Source organism: Actinoplanes sp. NPDC049316, assembly GCF_040677315.1.
Taxonomy (GTDB): domain Bacteria; phylum Actinomycetota; class Actinomycetes; order Mycobacteriales; family Micromonosporaceae; genus Actinoplanes.
Genome location: NZ_JBFAQM010000044.1, coordinates 22,784 through 36,543, shown reverse-complemented (window position 1 = coordinate 36,543; position 13,760 = coordinate 22,784). Strand labels below are relative to the sequence as shown.

At 71.3% G+C, this 13,760-nt stretch carries 14 protein-coding genes and 2 tRNA genes; 12 read left to right on the top strand and 4 right to left on the bottom strand.

The window, feature by feature from the left end:
• Window positions 1-279: 279 nt before the first annotated feature.
• The 4 genes from AB0K03_RS38540 to AB0K03_RS38525 are packed head-to-tail and all read left to right on the top strand — an operon-like array spanning window position 280 to window position 3,188.
• Window positions 280-1,242 (top strand): ABC transporter ATP-binding protein, encoded by a 963-nt coding sequence (locus AB0K03_RS38540; protein ID WP_364696218.1) that lies wholly within the window; start codon window positions 280-282, stop codon window positions 1,240-1,242.
• Entirely contained in the window at window positions 1,239-2,087 is an 849-nt protein-coding gene (locus tag AB0K03_RS38535) for an ABC transporter permease (RefSeq protein WP_364696215.1), read from the top strand. Before AB0K03_RS38540 ends, AB0K03_RS38535 begins: the two co-directional genes overlap by 4 nt.
• Window positions 2,088-2,094: 7 nt before the next feature.
• On the top strand, window positions 2,095-2,343 hold the full coding sequence (locus AB0K03_RS38530; protein WP_249611406.1) for a helix-turn-helix transcriptional regulator: 249 nt from the start codon (window positions 2,095-2,097) through the stop codon (window positions 2,341-2,343).
• Between the two features lie 41 nt (window positions 2,344-2,384).
• The gene (locus AB0K03_RS38525) at window positions 2,385-3,188 is read left to right on the top strand and encodes a fumarylacetoacetate hydrolase family protein (protein ID WP_364696212.1); all 804 of its coding nucleotides are present in this window, start codon (window positions 2,385-2,387) and stop codon (window positions 3,186-3,188) included.
• Here AB0K03_RS38525 and AB0K03_RS38520 read toward each other — a convergent pair.
• Window positions 3,175-3,954 (bottom strand): TetR/AcrR family transcriptional regulator C-terminal domain-containing protein, encoded by a 780-nt coding sequence (locus AB0K03_RS38520; RefSeq protein WP_364696209.1) that lies wholly within the window; start codon window positions 3,952-3,954, stop codon window positions 3,175-3,177. The two genes, AB0K03_RS38525 and AB0K03_RS38520, sit on opposite strands and share 14 nt — an antisense overlap.
• A 70-nt stretch (window positions 3,955-4,024) precedes the next feature.
• Here AB0K03_RS38520 and AB0K03_RS38515 point away from each other — a divergent pair, with 70 nt between their 5' ends.
• The 4 genes from AB0K03_RS38515 (at window position 4,025) to AB0K03_RS38500 (ending at window position 6,030) form a co-directional block, all read left to right on the top strand.
• Window positions 4,025-4,831 (top strand): NAD(P)H-binding protein, encoded by an 807-nt coding sequence (locus AB0K03_RS38515; RefSeq protein ID WP_364696206.1) that lies wholly within the window; start codon window positions 4,025-4,027, stop codon window positions 4,829-4,831.
• A 139-nt stretch (window positions 4,832-4,970) separates the two neighbouring features.
• A tRNA-Gln gene (locus tag AB0K03_RS38510) sits at window positions 4,971-5,042 on the top strand.
• Between the two features lie 104 nt (window positions 5,043-5,146).
• A tRNA-Glu gene (locus AB0K03_RS38505) sits at window positions 5,147-5,222 on the top strand.
• Window positions 5,223-5,337: 115 nt separating this feature from the next.
• On the top strand, window positions 5,338-6,030 hold the full coding sequence (locus AB0K03_RS38500) for an N-acyl homoserine lactonase family protein (RefSeq protein WP_364696203.1): 693 nt from the start codon (window positions 5,338-5,340) through the stop codon (window positions 6,028-6,030).
• A 97-nt stretch (window positions 6,031-6,127) separates the two neighbouring features.
• On the opposite strand, the gene AB0K03_RS38495 is transcribed toward AB0K03_RS38500, so the two are convergent.
• Window positions 6,128-6,814, bottom strand: a complete 687-nt coding sequence (locus tag AB0K03_RS38495; RefSeq protein WP_127497394.1) for an IclR family transcriptional regulator — start codon at window positions 6,812-6,814, stop codon at window positions 6,128-6,130.
• A gap of 49 nt (window positions 6,815-6,863) precedes the next feature.
• Here AB0K03_RS38495 and leuC point away from each other — a divergent pair, with 49 nt between their 5' ends.
• From leuC to AB0K03_RS38475, 4 genes are all read left to right on the top strand, one after another.
• Complete coding sequence (gene leuC / locus AB0K03_RS38490) at window positions 6,864-8,306, top strand: 3-isopropylmalate dehydratase large subunit (RefSeq protein WP_364696199.1); 1,443 nt, start codon at window positions 6,864-6,866, stop codon at window positions 8,304-8,306.
• Between the two features lie 15 nt (window positions 8,307-8,321).
• Window positions 8,322-8,909 (top strand): 3-isopropylmalate dehydratase small subunit, encoded by a 588-nt coding sequence (gene leuD, locus AB0K03_RS38485; RefSeq protein ID WP_364696196.1) that lies wholly within the window; start codon window positions 8,322-8,324, stop codon window positions 8,907-8,909.
• Between the two features lie 255 nt (window positions 8,910-9,164).
• Window positions 9,165-10,004 (top strand): HU family DNA-binding protein, encoded by an 840-nt coding sequence (locus AB0K03_RS38480; protein WP_364696193.1) that lies wholly within the window; start codon window positions 9,165-9,167, stop codon window positions 10,002-10,004.
• A gap of 108 nt (window positions 10,005-10,112) precedes the next feature.
• A complete protein-coding gene (locus AB0K03_RS38475; RefSeq protein ID WP_364696190.1) occupies window positions 10,113-10,610 on the top strand; it encodes a hypothetical protein in 498 nt (165 codons plus the stop codon).
• Here the strand turns inward: AB0K03_RS38475 and AB0K03_RS38470 are convergent.
• Window positions 10,567-11,448 (bottom strand): NUDIX hydrolase, encoded by an 882-nt coding sequence (locus tag AB0K03_RS38470; protein WP_364696187.1) that lies wholly within the window; start codon window positions 11,446-11,448, stop codon window positions 10,567-10,569. The genes AB0K03_RS38475 and AB0K03_RS38470 overlap by 44 nt on opposite strands.
• Before the next feature lie 5 nt (window positions 11,449-11,453).
• Complete coding sequence (locus AB0K03_RS38465) at window positions 11,454-13,757, bottom strand: RNA degradosome polyphosphate kinase (protein ID WP_364696184.1); 2,304 nt, start codon at window positions 13,755-13,757, stop codon at window positions 11,454-11,456.
• Window positions 13,758-13,760: the final 3 nt, after the last annotated feature.

Here is a 13,760-nt window from a genome sequence, read left to right as displayed (position 1 = left end):
GCTTCACCGGTTGTGAGGAACGTCCGTACGGGCTCCGCCACGCTCGTCGGAGCGTTCTGGTCGGGTGCGTTTGTGGCCCAGCCCGGGGGAACAGGTGTACGCCGCCCCGGGAATCACCCGCGCGAGTTCCGGCCGCACCCGGCACAACCACTCGGGGCTGCGCCCGAGGACTTCGTCCCCGGCGGTCGAGGACGTGGACCATGCGCACGTCCGCGCTTCTGATAGTTGGCATGTGAGTTAATGTAGTACTCCTGCTACATCCTTGATAGTGTCACGGACATGACGACAGTGACGGGGGTCCTCAGAGCCGAGGCGGGCATGCCTGCCGGCGATCCCGTGCTCGACGTCCGCGACCTGCGGATGCGGTACGGCACCACCGACGTCCTCGACGGTGTCACGTTCACGGCCCGCCGTGGCGAGGTGCTGACCCTGCTCGGGCCCAACGGCGCGGGCAAGACCACCACCATCGAGATCCTCGAGGGGTTCCGGATGCGCTCCGCCGGCGACGTCCGGGTCCTCGGCGTCGACCCGGCCGCCGGCGACGAGCGCTGGCGGGCCCGGCTCGGCGTGGTCCTGCAGTCGTGGCGGGACCACGGCAAGTGGAAGGTGCGCGAGCTGCTGCGCCACCTGGGCACGTACTACGCCGCGTACTCGGCGCCGGGCATCACCAGGCCGTGGCCGGTCGACGACCTCGTGCAGGTGGTCGGGCTCACCGGGCAGGCGGACAAGCGCGTCGGGCAGCTCTCCGGCGGTCAGCGGCGCCGGCTCGACGTCGCCATCGGCATCGTGGGCCGTCCCGAGCTGCTCTTCCTCGACGAGCCGACGGTCGGCTTCGACCCGGCCGCGCGCCGCGAGTTCCACGACCTGGTGCACCGGCTGACCGATGTGGACGACACCACGATCCTGCTCACCACCCACGACCTGGACGAGGCCGAGAAACTGGCCGACCGCATCCTCATCCTCGCCGGCGGCCGGATCATCGCCGACGGCTCGGCCGAGCAGCTCTCCCGGCGCGTCGCCGGCGAGTCCGAGATCCGCTGGACGCAGGGCGGCACGCGGCACGTGCACTCGTCCGCGGACGCCACCCGCTTCGTCCGCGAGCTTCTCCGGCAGCACGGCGACGGCGTCACCGAGCTCGAGGTGCGCCGCAGCAGCCTGGAGGACACGTACATGACCCTGGTCCGCGACTCCGAGGCCGGCCGTGCCACCACGGCCGCCGCCGTCTTCGAGGAGGCACTGTGAGCGGCATCGCGACGGCCGCGCGCGCCGGCTTGGCCCGCGGCGGCATCGAGCTGCGGCAGACCCTGACCACGGGTACGGACCTGTGGACGTACCTGTTCCCGGCGGTGCTGCTCACCGGCACCGTCTTCTTCATGCGTCACGCGACCGTGCCCGGTACGGACATCTCGCTCGGCGCCCGGACGCTTCCCAGCACGTTCGGGATGGGGCTGGCCTTCTCCGGCCTGATGACGGTGGCCACGATGCTCGTGACCGACCGCGAGGACGGCACGCTGCTGCGCGCCAAGGCGATCCCGAACGGCATGTCCGGCTATCTCGTGAGCAAGATCGTGCTGGTCGGCGGGATGACGCTGGTCGGCTTCGTGCTGCAGCTGGTGCCGGGACTGGTCATCGTCGAGGGCCTGCACGTCGACGTGGGCGGCTGGCTCACCCTGCTGTGGCTGGTGCCGCTCGGCTTCGTCGCCACCATGCCGATCGGTGCCGTCTTCGGCTCGGTCATCGACAACCCGCGCAACATGGGCCTGATCATGATGCCGATCATCGGCCTGGTCGCGGTCTCCGGGATCTTCTACCCGATCGGCGCGATGCCCGGCTGGCTGCAGGCCGTCGCGCAGGTGTTCCCGATCTACTGGCTAGGGTTGGGCATGCGCTCCGTGTTCCTGCCCGACGCCCTCACCGTGGCTGAGCTCGGCCACTCCTGGCGGCACCTGGAGACGTTCGGCGTGCTGGCGCTGTGGGCGGTGCTGGGCCTGGCGCTCGCCCCGGTCATCCTGCGGCGGATGGCCCGCCGGGAGTCCGGCTCCGCGGTGGCCGCCCGCCGCGAGAAGGCCCTGCAGCGGACGGCGTAGGACATCCATGGCATCCGAGATCACGTACAACCGCATCGCGATGCTGCGCGCCGAACGGGGCATCTCCCGGCGTCAGCTCGCCGACGCCCTGGGGGTGCACTACCAGACGGTCGGCTACCTCGAGCGCGGCGAGTTCAGCCCGTCGCTGCACCTGGCGCTGCGGATCTGCGACTACTTCGAGGTGCCGGTCGAGGTGGTGTTCTCGCTGCGGCCTTTCCCCCGCCTCGGCACGGATACGGTGCCGCGCAGCGCGTAGCCTCGACCCTGCCTGCAAGCTTTCGACGACTGGGGTTGACCGTGCGTTTCGCTCGTTTTGTTCATGCCGGTGGCGTGTCCTTCGGGGTCGTGGAGGGCGAGGCCCGGGCGGGCGGCGAGGGCCTGACGATCGCCGAGATCGACAGCATCCCGTTCCAGAACGTCCGCTTCACCGGCCAGCGCTGGGCGCTCGCCGACGTCCGGCTGCTCGCGCCGATCTTCTCCAGCAAGGTGATCGGGGTGGGGCGCAACTACGCCGACCACGCGGCGGAGCTGGGCAACGAGGTGCCCAAAGAGCCGCTGATCTTCATCAAGCCGTCCACCTCGGTGATCGGCCCGAACGACGCGATCCGGATCCCGCCGGTGACCCAGCAGGTGGAGCACGAGGCCGAGCTCGCCGTCGTGATCGGCGCGTCCGGCGCCCGCCGCGTGGACCGCGCCGGCGCCGAGAAGGCGATCTTCGGCTACACCGTCGGCAACGACGTGACGGCCCGCGACCTGCAGCGCAGCGACCCGCAGTGGACCCGGGCGAAGGGCTTCGACTCGTTCTGCCCGCTCGGCCCGTGGATCGAGACCGAGCTCGACGTGAGCGACCTCGAGGTGCGCTGCGAGGTGGGCCGCAACCCCGACGAGATGGAGGTACGCCAGCTCGGCCGTACCAAGGACATGGTCTTCGACGTGCCGACGCTGGTCTCGTACGTGTCCCACGTGATGACGCTGCTGCCCGGCGACGTCATCCTCACCGGCACGCCGGCCGGGGTCAGCCCGATCGTGGCGGGGGAGACGGTGTCGGTGAGCGTGCAGGGCATCGGCGAGCTGCGCAACCCGGTCGTCACGCTCGACTAGCCGCCGCTTCCCGCTCGATCCCGTCCAGGACGTATCGCAGGCCGCAGGCGAATCTCGCCGCGGCCTGCTCCTGCGTTCCACCGCCGAAACCGCCGGCGTCCCAGATCCGGGTCATCGTGGGGTGCTGCCCGGCGTCGAACCAGTCCTCCCAGAAGCGGCTGCGCTCCAGCCACCAGGCGTCGGTGGACTGACCGCTGGCGCGGCGCAGCAGCACGCTCTCGCCCTCCTGCCGTGCGGCCGACGTGACGACCATCGTGACGGCCCCCGCGGCCTCGTTGACCTTCAGCAGCGGCAGGCCCGAGTTCTCCACCGCCGACAGGACGTACTCCTGTTCGCGGAAGAGGCCGGGGCCCAGCGGGGGCCGTACCGTCGAGATCCGGCTCAGCCAGGGATGGTCGCGGAACATGGCCAGGGTGCGGTCGGCGTACAGGTGGATCTGGTCCCGCCAGTGCGGCGGCCGGGGGTCGCCGGGGCCGGGCAGCTCGCGGCTGCCGAGCACCTGATCGACCATCAGCTCGAGCAGGTCGGTCCGTGACGGCACGTACGTGTACAGCGTCATCGTGCCCACCCCGAGCCGCGCGGCGACCTTCGCCATGGACGCCGCCTCCAGCCCGTCGGTGTCGGCGATGCCGATGCCCGCCGTGACGACCTCGTCGACGCTCAGCCGTGGCCGCCGCCCGGTCCGGGCGCCCGGAGGCGGGTTCCGGTGCCGCCACAGCAGGGTCAGGATCCGGTCGAGGTCAGTCCCGCCGCCGAGGTCCGTCATCGCGCTCCCGTCAGTTTTCGTATAGCCTACGGGAATGGTTTCCGTAGCCCATACGAGAATAGGGAGCGCGATGAAGATCCTGGTCACGGGGGCGACCGGCAGCGTGGGCCGGCTCGTCGTGGACGAACTCCTGGCGCTGGGCGCCACCGACGTCCGGGCGCTCACGGTCGACCCGGGAAAGGCGGCCCTGCCTGCCGGTGTGGAGGCGGTGCGCGGCTTCATCGGCCGTCCGGGCACGCTCGCCCCGGCCCTCGAGGGGGTGGACCGGATGTATCTGGCACCGCTGATCGAGACGAGCGTCGAGGTGTGCCGGATGGCGGCCCGTGCGGGGGTCCGGCGCATCGTGGACATGGCCGGCGCCAAGGGTGACCACTGGCAGGCGGTCGAGGACGGGGTGGAGGCGTGCGGGGTGCCGTACGTGCACCTCGAGCCGGGGGAGTTCATGCACAACGCCGACCTCTGGGCCGGCCAGATCAAAGCCGGGGACGTGGTGCGCGACAGCTACGGATCGGCCGCCAGCGCCCCCATCGCCCTCGAGGACATCGCGGCGGTGGCGGCCCGCTGCCTGCTCGAGGACGGCCACGAAGGCCGGTCGTACGAGCTGACCGGCCCGGAGTCCCTCACCCGCCGGCAACGGGTGCAGATCATCGGCGAGGTGCTGGGCAGGAACCTCACGTACGTAGACCTGCCTCACGACGAGTACGTGAGGCAGCTGGAGAAGCACATGGGCGAATACGCGGCCTGGTACGCCGACGGCATGCGGGCGCTGGCGAAGCACCCTCAGCCGGCGGTGCCGACAGTCGCGCAGGTGACCGGGCGCCCGGCGACGACGTTCGCGGAGTGGGTGCGGGGCCGGAAGCACCTCTTCACGGCGTGAGGGCCGGTCGGCGTCTGCCTGCCCGGACCCGGCCACCTGTGCGTAGTGGCAAGGTCACGGAAACGCGGGGTGGTAACCCGATTTGGAGGGCACCATGGGCTCAGGTAGAGTTCCTTCTCGGTACGGCAAGCCGTACCAATGGGGTATGGGGTAATTGGCAGCCCGACTGATTCTGGTTCAGTTAGTCTAGGTTCGAGTCCTGGTACCCCAGCGCTACGGTCTCCCCGCGAGATCGGCGGCGCTGGACATCTGATAGTGTTCAGCACCGTTGCTGGAGCGGGAAAGATCCGGGCAAGAGCAACAAAGGCAAGGCCTGGTCCCGTCGTCTAGCGGCCTAGGACGCCGCCCTCTCAAGGCGGTAGCGAGGGTTCGAATCCCTTCGGGACTACCAGCATCGATCGGCTCGTGTCTGCGGACACGGGCCGATCTGCTTTTCCGGCCCTTCCGGTGCGCCGCTTCTGCGCTCGGCATAACCGCACGGCCGTCCCGGCGGCAACACTGTCAGTGTGAGCGATCCCTCTGTGCGCCGCATCGACTTCGGCTTTTTCGTCCGCCCCGCCGCCGAGACCGGCACCGGCGTTCCGCGCGTCGAGCCGTGTCTCGGATACCTCGTGGAGCACCCCGACGGCCTGCTGCTCGTCGACACCGGGATGGGTTCGCATCCCGATGTGGACGCCCACTACCGGCCGCACCGGGTGGCGCTGAGCGAGGCGCTACGGGCCGTCGGCGCCGGGCTCACCGACATCCGGTACGTCGTGAACTGTCACCTGCACTTCGACCACAGCGGTGGGAATCCGGACCTCGCCGGCCGCCCGGTCTTCACCCAGCGGGCCGAGCTTCAGGTCGCGCGTACGGTCGAGGGCCACACCCTGCCCTGGCTGGTCGACCCCCCGGGCGTCAGCTACGTCGAGCTCGACGGCGAGGCCGAGGTGCTGCCCGGCGTCGTGATCGTGCCCACCCCCGGACACACCGCGGGCCACCAGTCGGTGGTCGTACGCCGCTCCGACGGCACAGTGATCGTCGCCGGGCAGAGCCACGACCACGCCACCGCCTTCACCCATGACGTCCTGGCCCGGCGTGCCGGCGAGGAGAGCGTGGAGGATCCGCTTCCGGTCGCGCCGGCGTGGATCGACCGGCTGCTCGAGTTCGACCCGGCCCGCGTCGTCTTCGCCCACGACAACGCCGTCTGGGAGCCGTGACAGCAAACCGTGACGGACCCCCGCGACAGAGCGCCGACGGCACGGCTTTGCCGAGCCTCGACGGCAGGCGGACTGCGACGAAGCGGGAAAGCGCGCCCTACAGCCCGCTCAGCCGCTGCCCGGCCCGGACCACGGCCATCGCGTGCCGTTCGCCGGGGCGCCGGCCCAGCCGCTCGATCGGACCGCTTATCGAGATGGCCGCGATGACCCGGCCCGTACGGTCCCGGATCGGGGCCGAGACGCTGGCCACACCGGGCTCGCGTTCGGCAACGCTCTGCGCCCATCCGCGGCGGCGGACCTCGGCCAGCGTGCGGCCCGTGAACTTGCAGCGGGGCAGCAGTGGCATGACCGCTTCCGGTGGTTCCCAGGCGAGCAGGATCTGGGCCGCGGACCCGGCCACCATCGGCAGGACCGAGCCGACCGGGACCGTGTCGCGCAGGCCGCTGGCGCGCTCCGCGGCCGCCACGCAGATGCGCTCGTCGGCGCGGCGCAGGTAGAGCTGGGCGCTCTCGCCGGTGGCGTCGCGCAGCGCGGACAGCAGCGGTTCCGCCGCGGTCAGCAGCACGTCGGGCGCCGCGTTGGCGAGCTCGCCGAGGCGGGGGCCCGGGCGCCAGCGGCCCTGGGTGTCCCGGACCAGCATCCGGTGGATCTCCAGCGCCTGGGCGAGCCGGTGCGCGGTGGCCCGGGGCAGCTTCGTGCGGTCGACGAGTTCGGCCAGGCTGGCGCCGTCGACGCAGGCCGCCAAGATGACGACCGCCTTGTCGAGAACGCCGACACCGCTCATACTGTGTCCCACAAGCCGAAACATACCTCCCAGAATTTAGGATGTCCAGATGGTGGGAGTCACTACGCCGAGGACCCTGGCCGAGAAGGTCTGGGACGACCATGTCGTGCGCAGCGCCGAGGGCGAGCCCGATCTGCTCTACATCGACCTGCACCTGCTTCACGAGGTCACCAGCCCGCAGGCCTTCGACGGGCTGCGCCTGGCGGGCCGCCGGGTGCGGCGTACCGATCTCACGCTCGCTACCGAGGACCACAACACCCCGACCGGGTACGCGGACCCCTCGTTCAACACCCGCCGCGGCGACCTGCTGACGATCGCCGACACGACCTCGCGCACCCAGATCGAGACGCTGCGCAAGAACTGCGCCGAGTTCGGCGTGCAGATCCGCTCGCTCGGCGACGCCCAGCAGGGCATCGTGCACGTCATCGGCCCGCAGCTGGGGCTCACCCAGCCGGGCATGACGATCGTCTGCGGCGACTCGCACACCGCGACCCACGGCGCGTTCGGCGCGCTGGCCTTCGGCATCGGCACCAGCGAGGTGGAGCACGTCCTCGCCACCCAGACGCTGCCGCAGCCGAAGCCGAAGACGATGGCCGTGACGGTCGTCGGCGACCTGCGGCCGGGCGTCTCCGCGAAGGACCTGATCCTCGCGCTGATCGCCCAGGTCGGCACCGGCGGCGGCAACGGCCACATCGTCGAGTACCGGGGCGAGGCCATCCGCAAGCTCTCCATGGAGGGCCGGATGACCATCTGCAACATGTCGATCGAGTGGGGCGCCAAGGCCGGGATGATCGCGCCGGACGACACCACGTTCGCGTACCTGAAGGGCCGCGAGCACGCGCCCGAGGGCGCCGACTGGGACGCCGCGGTGGAGTACTGGCGGTCGCTGGCCACCGACGAGGGCGCCGAGTACGACACCGAGGTGATCCTCGACGCGGCGGCGATCAGCCCGTTCGTCACGTGGGGCACCAACCCGGGCCAGGGCGCCGCGCTCGACGACGTCGTGCCGGACCCGGAGGAGTTCGTCGAGGAGACGGAGCGCAACGCCGCCCGCCGCGCGCTGGAGTACATGGGCCTGCAGGCCGGTACGCCGCTCAAGGACGTACCCGTGGACGTGGTCTTCGTCGGCTCCTGTACCAACGGGCGCCTCGAGGACCTGCGCGCCGCGGCCGAGGTGATCCGCGGCCGCAAGGTGCACGACGGCGTCCGGATGATGATCGTGCCGGGGTCGTACCAGGTGCGCGAGCAGGCGGAGCAGGAGGGCCTCGACAAGATCTTCCTGGATGCGGGCGCCGAGTGGCGCTTCGCCGGCTGCTCCATGTGCCTGGGCATGAACCCCGACACGCTGAGCCCCGGCCAGCGCGCCGCCTCCACGTCCAACCGCAACTTCGAGGGCCGGCAGGGCAAGGGCGGGCGTACCCACCTGGTATCGCCCGAGGTCGCCGCCGCCACCGCCGTGGCCGGCAAGCTGGCCGCCCCGGCCGATCTGTAGAGACGGAGACCAGCCATGGACAAGTTCACCACCCACGCCGGCAAGGTCATGCCGCTGCGGCGCTCCGATGTGGACACCGACCAGATCATCCCGGCGGTCTACCTGAAGCGGGTCACCCGGACCGGCTTCGAGGACGGGCTGTTCAGCGCCTGGCGCGACGACCCGTCGTTCGTGCTCAACAACCCGGCCCACGCCGGGGCGACCATCCTGGTCGCCGGCCCGAACTTCGGCACCGGCTCCTCGCGGCAGCACGCCGTGTGGGCCCTGCGGGACTGGGGTTTCAAGGTCGTCATCGCCGCCCGGTTCGGCGACATCTTCCGCGGCAACGCCCTCAAGGAGGGCCTGCTGCCGGTGCAGCTGGACCAGAAGGCCGTCGAGGCGCTCTGGGACCTGGCCGAGAGCGAGCCGGAGAAGCAGATCACCGTGGACCTGGGCGCCCGTCAGGTGCGCGTGGACGACGCCGCGTGGAGCTTCCCGATCGACGATTTCAGCCGCTGGCGCCTCATGGAGGGCCTCGACGACATCGGACTGACCCTGCGCCACGAGGACGCCGTGACGGCGTACGAGAAGGACCGCCCGGCTTTCAAGCCGGTCGTCGCCTGAGGCCGCGAATCCCAGTCGGCACAGGCTTTTTCGCCCCCACCGGGTCCCCGGTGGGGGCGAATTCGTTGCGACACAACGGATTTTTTTCGGGCGAATGTTTGTGTCTGCTGGTCAGAGGGCATACGGTGCGCGCAGAATGGCTCGCATTGGGCCAGTGAGGCTTGTTCGGCGACAGCGGGACCGCACGGCATACGCGGCACGCACATCAGAACAGGTCGTCAGCGAGCCTCAGTTCTCACGTTCGGGAGGAAAACCGTGAACAAGGCCGAGCTCATCGAGGCGCTCGCCGCCCGACTGGGGGACCGGAAGACGGCCACAGCGGCGCTGGATGCAGTCATCAGCGAGGTGCAGACAGCCGTGACCAAGGGCGACCGCGTTGCCATCACCGGTTTCGGCGTCTTCGAGAAGCGGGCGCGAAATGCGCGCACCGCGCGGAATCCGCGCACCGGCGAACCAGTCAAGGTGAAGAAGACGTCCGTCCCCGCTTTCAAGCCCGGCACGGGTTTCCGGGAGATGGTCGCGAGCGGCAAGGTGGCCAAGGCCGCCGCCGCCAAGAAGACCACCGCGGCGGCGAAGTCCACTGCTACCAAGGCGGCCCCGGCGAAGGCCACCGCCACCAAGACGGCGGCGGCCAAGAAGACGACCGCCACCAAGGCCACCGCCGCCAAGGCCACTCCGGCCAAGTCGACGGCGACCAAGACGGCGGCGGCCAAGAAGACCACGGCCACCAAGGCCACGGCCACCAAGGCCACCGCCACCAAGGCCACCGCCACCAAGGCCACTCCGGCCAAGTCGGCGGCGACCAAGACGGCGGCGGCCAAGAAGACCACGGCCACCAAGGCGGCCCCGGCGAAGTCGGCGGCGACCAAGACGGCGGCGGCGAAGAAGACCACGGCTACCAAGGCGACGGCGACGAAGGCGACCGCCACGAAGGCCACCGCGACCAAGTCGGCCGCGGCGAAGAAGACGGCTGCCGCGGCCACCAAGTCGGCCCCGGCGAAGGCCACCGCCCGCAAGACCACCGCGGCCACCAAGTCCACGCCGGCCACCAAGGCCACCACCGCGCGGACCGCGGCGGCCCGCAAGACCCGCTGACGCACCCGCTCAGCGGCACGCTGACGAGACGAAAGGCGTCCACCCGTACGGTGGACGCCTTTTGCGTGTCGCGGCGCCACGACGGCCGCTGAGCCTACGGTCCGCTGCATGGACCGCAGATCAGCCCCGGCCGGGAGCGGGGCCCCGTCCCGGGCCGCCGTCCGGCCCCGGGGTCTCGTCAGCCGATCGCTGATCGCCGCCGGCGTCTTCGCGGGCGCCGTGCTGCCGGCGTGGGCGCTGGGGGACGCCGCCGAGCGCTGGACCGGCCTGTCCCTGCTCGACTGGACCGTCACGTGCCTGCTGTCCGGCGCCGCCGTGTACGGGCTGGCGCCGTACGGCTCCTACCGCCGCCGCGACGCCGTGCTGGGCGCGATCCCGTTCTACGGCTGGTATCTGATCAGCGTGCTCTCGTGGCGGATCGCGCTGCTGCCGTTGCGGGACTGGGAGCCCCGGGAGGACGAGCTGTGGCGGGCCCGCTGGCTCACCGGCGACCTGATCGGTTACTGGCGTGCGGATGCCCTGCCGCCGCCCTCGCCGCGCCGGTCCGGCACGGGCGCGCGGGTCAGATCCGGCTCAGCGCCGCGAGCCGGTCGCCCGACCAGGTGAGCACCCAGCCGCTGCCCTTGGGCGTCCGGTAGTCCGCCGGGTCGCCGTCGCCGTCCAGGCTCGCGAGCAGCCCCGGGATCACCTTGCCCTGACTGCAGATCGCGACCCGGTCGCCGTCACGCAACTCGGCCAGCCGGGCCGCGGCCACCTTCACCCGCGCCGGGATCTCGTCGGCCTCGCCCGGCTCGGCGAAGGCCGAGTCCATGACGATCGGCAGACCCAGCCGCCGGGCCAGCGGCTCCAGCGTCTGCCGGCAGCGCAGCGGTGTGGCCGACACGAGCCGCCGGGGCGAGAACTGCGCGGCCGCGACACCGACGGTCTCGGCCTGCGCGCGCCCGCGGTCGTCGATCGGGCGCAGCGCGTCCGGGCCGTCGAAGTCCTTGCGCTTGCCGGCGTGGGCGTGCCGGACCAGCACCGTCACGCCGGTGACCGGCGGCAGTCCCGCGGCGTGCTCGACCAGGCGCCGGTCCTCCGGGTAGGTCAGCCGGGCCGCCGCCTCGGCCGGCGACAGCCAGACCACCGCGTCGACCTCCGTGGGATCCTGCGGCTCCCCGGCCGGGCCGTCGCCCGCCCGCATCAACCAGAAGTCCACCGTCTTCGGTACGCCGCCCGGCAACGTGTAGGCGACCTCGGGCAGCCGCATCTGCGGGTCCGCGCGTACGCCGGTCTCCTCGAAGACCTCGCGGACGGCGGCGGCGAGCGTGTGCTCGGAGCCGTCCAGCTTCCCCTTGGGCAGGCTCCAGTCCGACCGGTACGGCCGGTGCACGACGCAGACCTCGATCCCGTCGCCGGCAGGCCGCCAGAGCACCGCGCCCGCGGCCCGCACAGTTGCCGTCACGTCGGTCAGACCGCCTTGCCGATGATCCGGCGCAGCAGCGCCTCCTGCAGATGGACGTGCGGGTCGGAGGGGGTGGAGGCGCGCCGGTGCCAGGTGCCGTCACCGGCGAGGTCCCAGCCCTCGCTCTCGTCGCTCATGGCCAATTCCAGCACGTTGCGCAGATCGTCCTGCGCCGAGGGCAGCGTGACGCGGACCAGCGCCTCGATCCGGCGGTCCAGGTTGCGGTGCATCAGGTCGGCCGAGCCGATCCAGTACTCCGCGTCGTCGCCGGGACCGAACCGGAAGACGCGGGAGTGCTCCAGGAAGCGGCCGACGATCGAGCGGATCCGGATGTTGTCCGACAGCCCGGGCACGCCGGGCCGCAGCGCGCACATGCCGCGGATGATGAGGTCGACCTTCACGCCGTCCTGCGAGGCCCGGTAAAGCGCGTCGATGGTCTCCTCGTCGACGAGCGAGTTCACCTTGAACTGCACCAGGGCGTCGCCGCCGGCCCGGGCGATCCGGGCCTGCTCGTCGATCCGCTCGATCAGCCCCCTGCGGACCCCGTGCGGCGCCACGAGCAGGCGGCGGAACGCGGTCTGCCGGCTGTACCCGGTGAGCACGTTGAACAGGTCCGTGACGTCCGCGCCGATCTCCGGGTCGGCGGTCAGCATGCCGAAGTCCTCGTACAGTCGCGCGGTCTTGGGGTGGTAGTTGCCCGTGCCGATGTGGCAGTAGCGGCGGATCTGGTGGCCCTCCTGGCGTACGACCAGGGCGGTCTTGCAGTGCGTCTTGAGCCCGACGAGCCCGTAGACCACGTGGCAGCCGGCACGTTCCAGCGTGCGCGCCCAGCCGATGTTGGCCACCTCGTCGAAGCGCGCCTTGACCTCGACCAGCACCACCACCTGCTTGCCGGCGGCGGCCGCGTCGACGAGCGCGTCGACGATGGGGGAGTCGCCGCTGGTGCGGTACAGCGTCTGCTTGATCGCGAGCACGTTCGGGTCCGCCGCGGCCTGCTCGATGAAGCGCTGCACGCTCGTCGAGAACGAGTGGTACGGGTGGTGCACGAGGATGTCGCACTCGCGCAGCCGGTTGAAGACGCTGCGCGGCACTTCACCGTCGGCCAGCTGCGGGTGGGTGGCCGGGACGAACGGCCGGTCCTTGAGGTCGTCGCGGTCCACGTCGCCGAAGACCTGCCACAGCGCGGACAGGTCCAGCAGCCCCGGCACCCGCAGCACGTCCTCGTCGCTCATGTCGAGCTCGCGGGTGAGCAGGTCGAGCACGTGGTCGCTGATCGACGCGGCCACCTCGAGGCGGACCGGCGGGCCGAACCGGCGCTGCGCCAGCTCGCGTTCGAGGGCCTGCAACAGATCCTCGTCGCGATCCTCGTCGACCTCCACCTCGGCGTTGCGGGTCACCCGGAACAGGTGCCACTCCAGCATCTGCATGCCGGAGAAGAGCTGATCCAGGTGTACGGCGATGAGCTCCTCGACGGGCAGGAAACGCACGCCGCGGCTGTCGTTCTGCACCGTCACGAACCGCGGCACGTTGTTGGGCACCTTGATCCGGGCGAACAGCTCACCGCTCTTGTCGGCGGGGTCGCGCAGCACCACCGCGAGATTCAGCGAACGGCTGGAGATGTACGGGAACGGGTGCGCGGGGTCCACGGCCAGCGGCGTCAGAACGGGGAAGACCTGCTCGCGGAAGTACGTCCGCAGCCGCTCCCGCTCGGGCGCGTCCAGCTCGGCCCAGCTGACCAGCTCGATGCCCTCGGCCTGCAGCTTGGGGCGTACCTCCTCGGCGAAGCAGGCGGCGTGCCGGGTGACCAGATCGGCGGCCCGCTCGGTGATCATCGCCAGCTGGTTGCGCAGCGAGCTGCGGTCGCCGCCGCGCATCGGCAGGCCGGCCTTGAGACGCCGCTTCAGCCCGGCGACGCGCACCATGTAGAACTCGTCGAGGTTGCTGGCGAAGATGGCCAGGAACTTGGCCCGTTCCAGCAGCGGCGTCCCGGGGTCCTCGGCGAGGGCCAGCACGCGGGCGTTGAAGTCGAGCCAGGACAGCTCCCGGTTGAGGAAGCGGTCCTCGGGCAGCTCGGGCCGGGCGTCCGGGTCGTCCGCGCCGGTCTCCGGCGGCATCGTCTCGGTCCGGGACACGGCAGGGGTACGGCTGGGCAAGGCGGGCTCCGTCGGCTCGATGGCGGTCGGGTCGGCGTGCGCCACCCCGGCGGTGCCGGATGGGTCCTCGCGCCGGAGGAACCGCCCGTTGGGACCGCGGCGCCGGAGGGCGTTCGCAGGCGCGGCGGTCTCTGGTGTCCGGGGCGGGGTGGTCATCGC

Coding starts and splice junctions, on each gene's coding strand:
- AB0K03_RS38540 (WP_364696218.1), top strand. CDS start 280: ATGACGACAGTGACGGGGGTCCTCAGAGCCGAGGCGGGCATGCCTGCC.
- AB0K03_RS38530 (WP_249611406.1), top strand. CDS start 2,095: ATGGCATCCGAGATCACGTACAACCGCATCGCGATGCTGCGCGCCGAA.
- AB0K03_RS38520 (WP_364696209.1), bottom strand. CDS start 3,954: ATGACGGACCTCGGCGGCGGGACTGACCTCGACCGGATCCTGACCCTG.
- AB0K03_RS38515 (WP_364696206.1), top strand. CDS start 4,025: ATGAAGATCCTGGTCACGGGGGCGACCGGCAGCGTGGGCCGGCTCGTC.
- AB0K03_RS38495 (WP_127497394.1), bottom strand. CDS start 6,814: ATGAGCGGTGTCGGCGTTCTCGACAAGGCGGTCGTCATCTTGGCGGCC.
- leuC (WP_364696199.1), top strand. CDS start 6,864: ATGGTGGGAGTCACTACGCCGAGGACCCTGGCCGAGAAGGTCTGGGAC.
- leuD (WP_364696196.1), top strand. CDS start 8,322: ATGGACAAGTTCACCACCCACGCCGGCAAGGTCATGCCGCTGCGGCGC.
- AB0K03_RS38475 (WP_364696190.1), top strand. CDS start 10,113: ATGGACCGCAGATCAGCCCCGGCCGGGAGCGGGGCCCCGTCCCGGGCC.
- AB0K03_RS38465 (WP_364696184.1), bottom strand. CDS start 13,757: ATGACCACCCCGCCCCGGACACCAGAGACCGCCGCGCCTGCGAACGCC.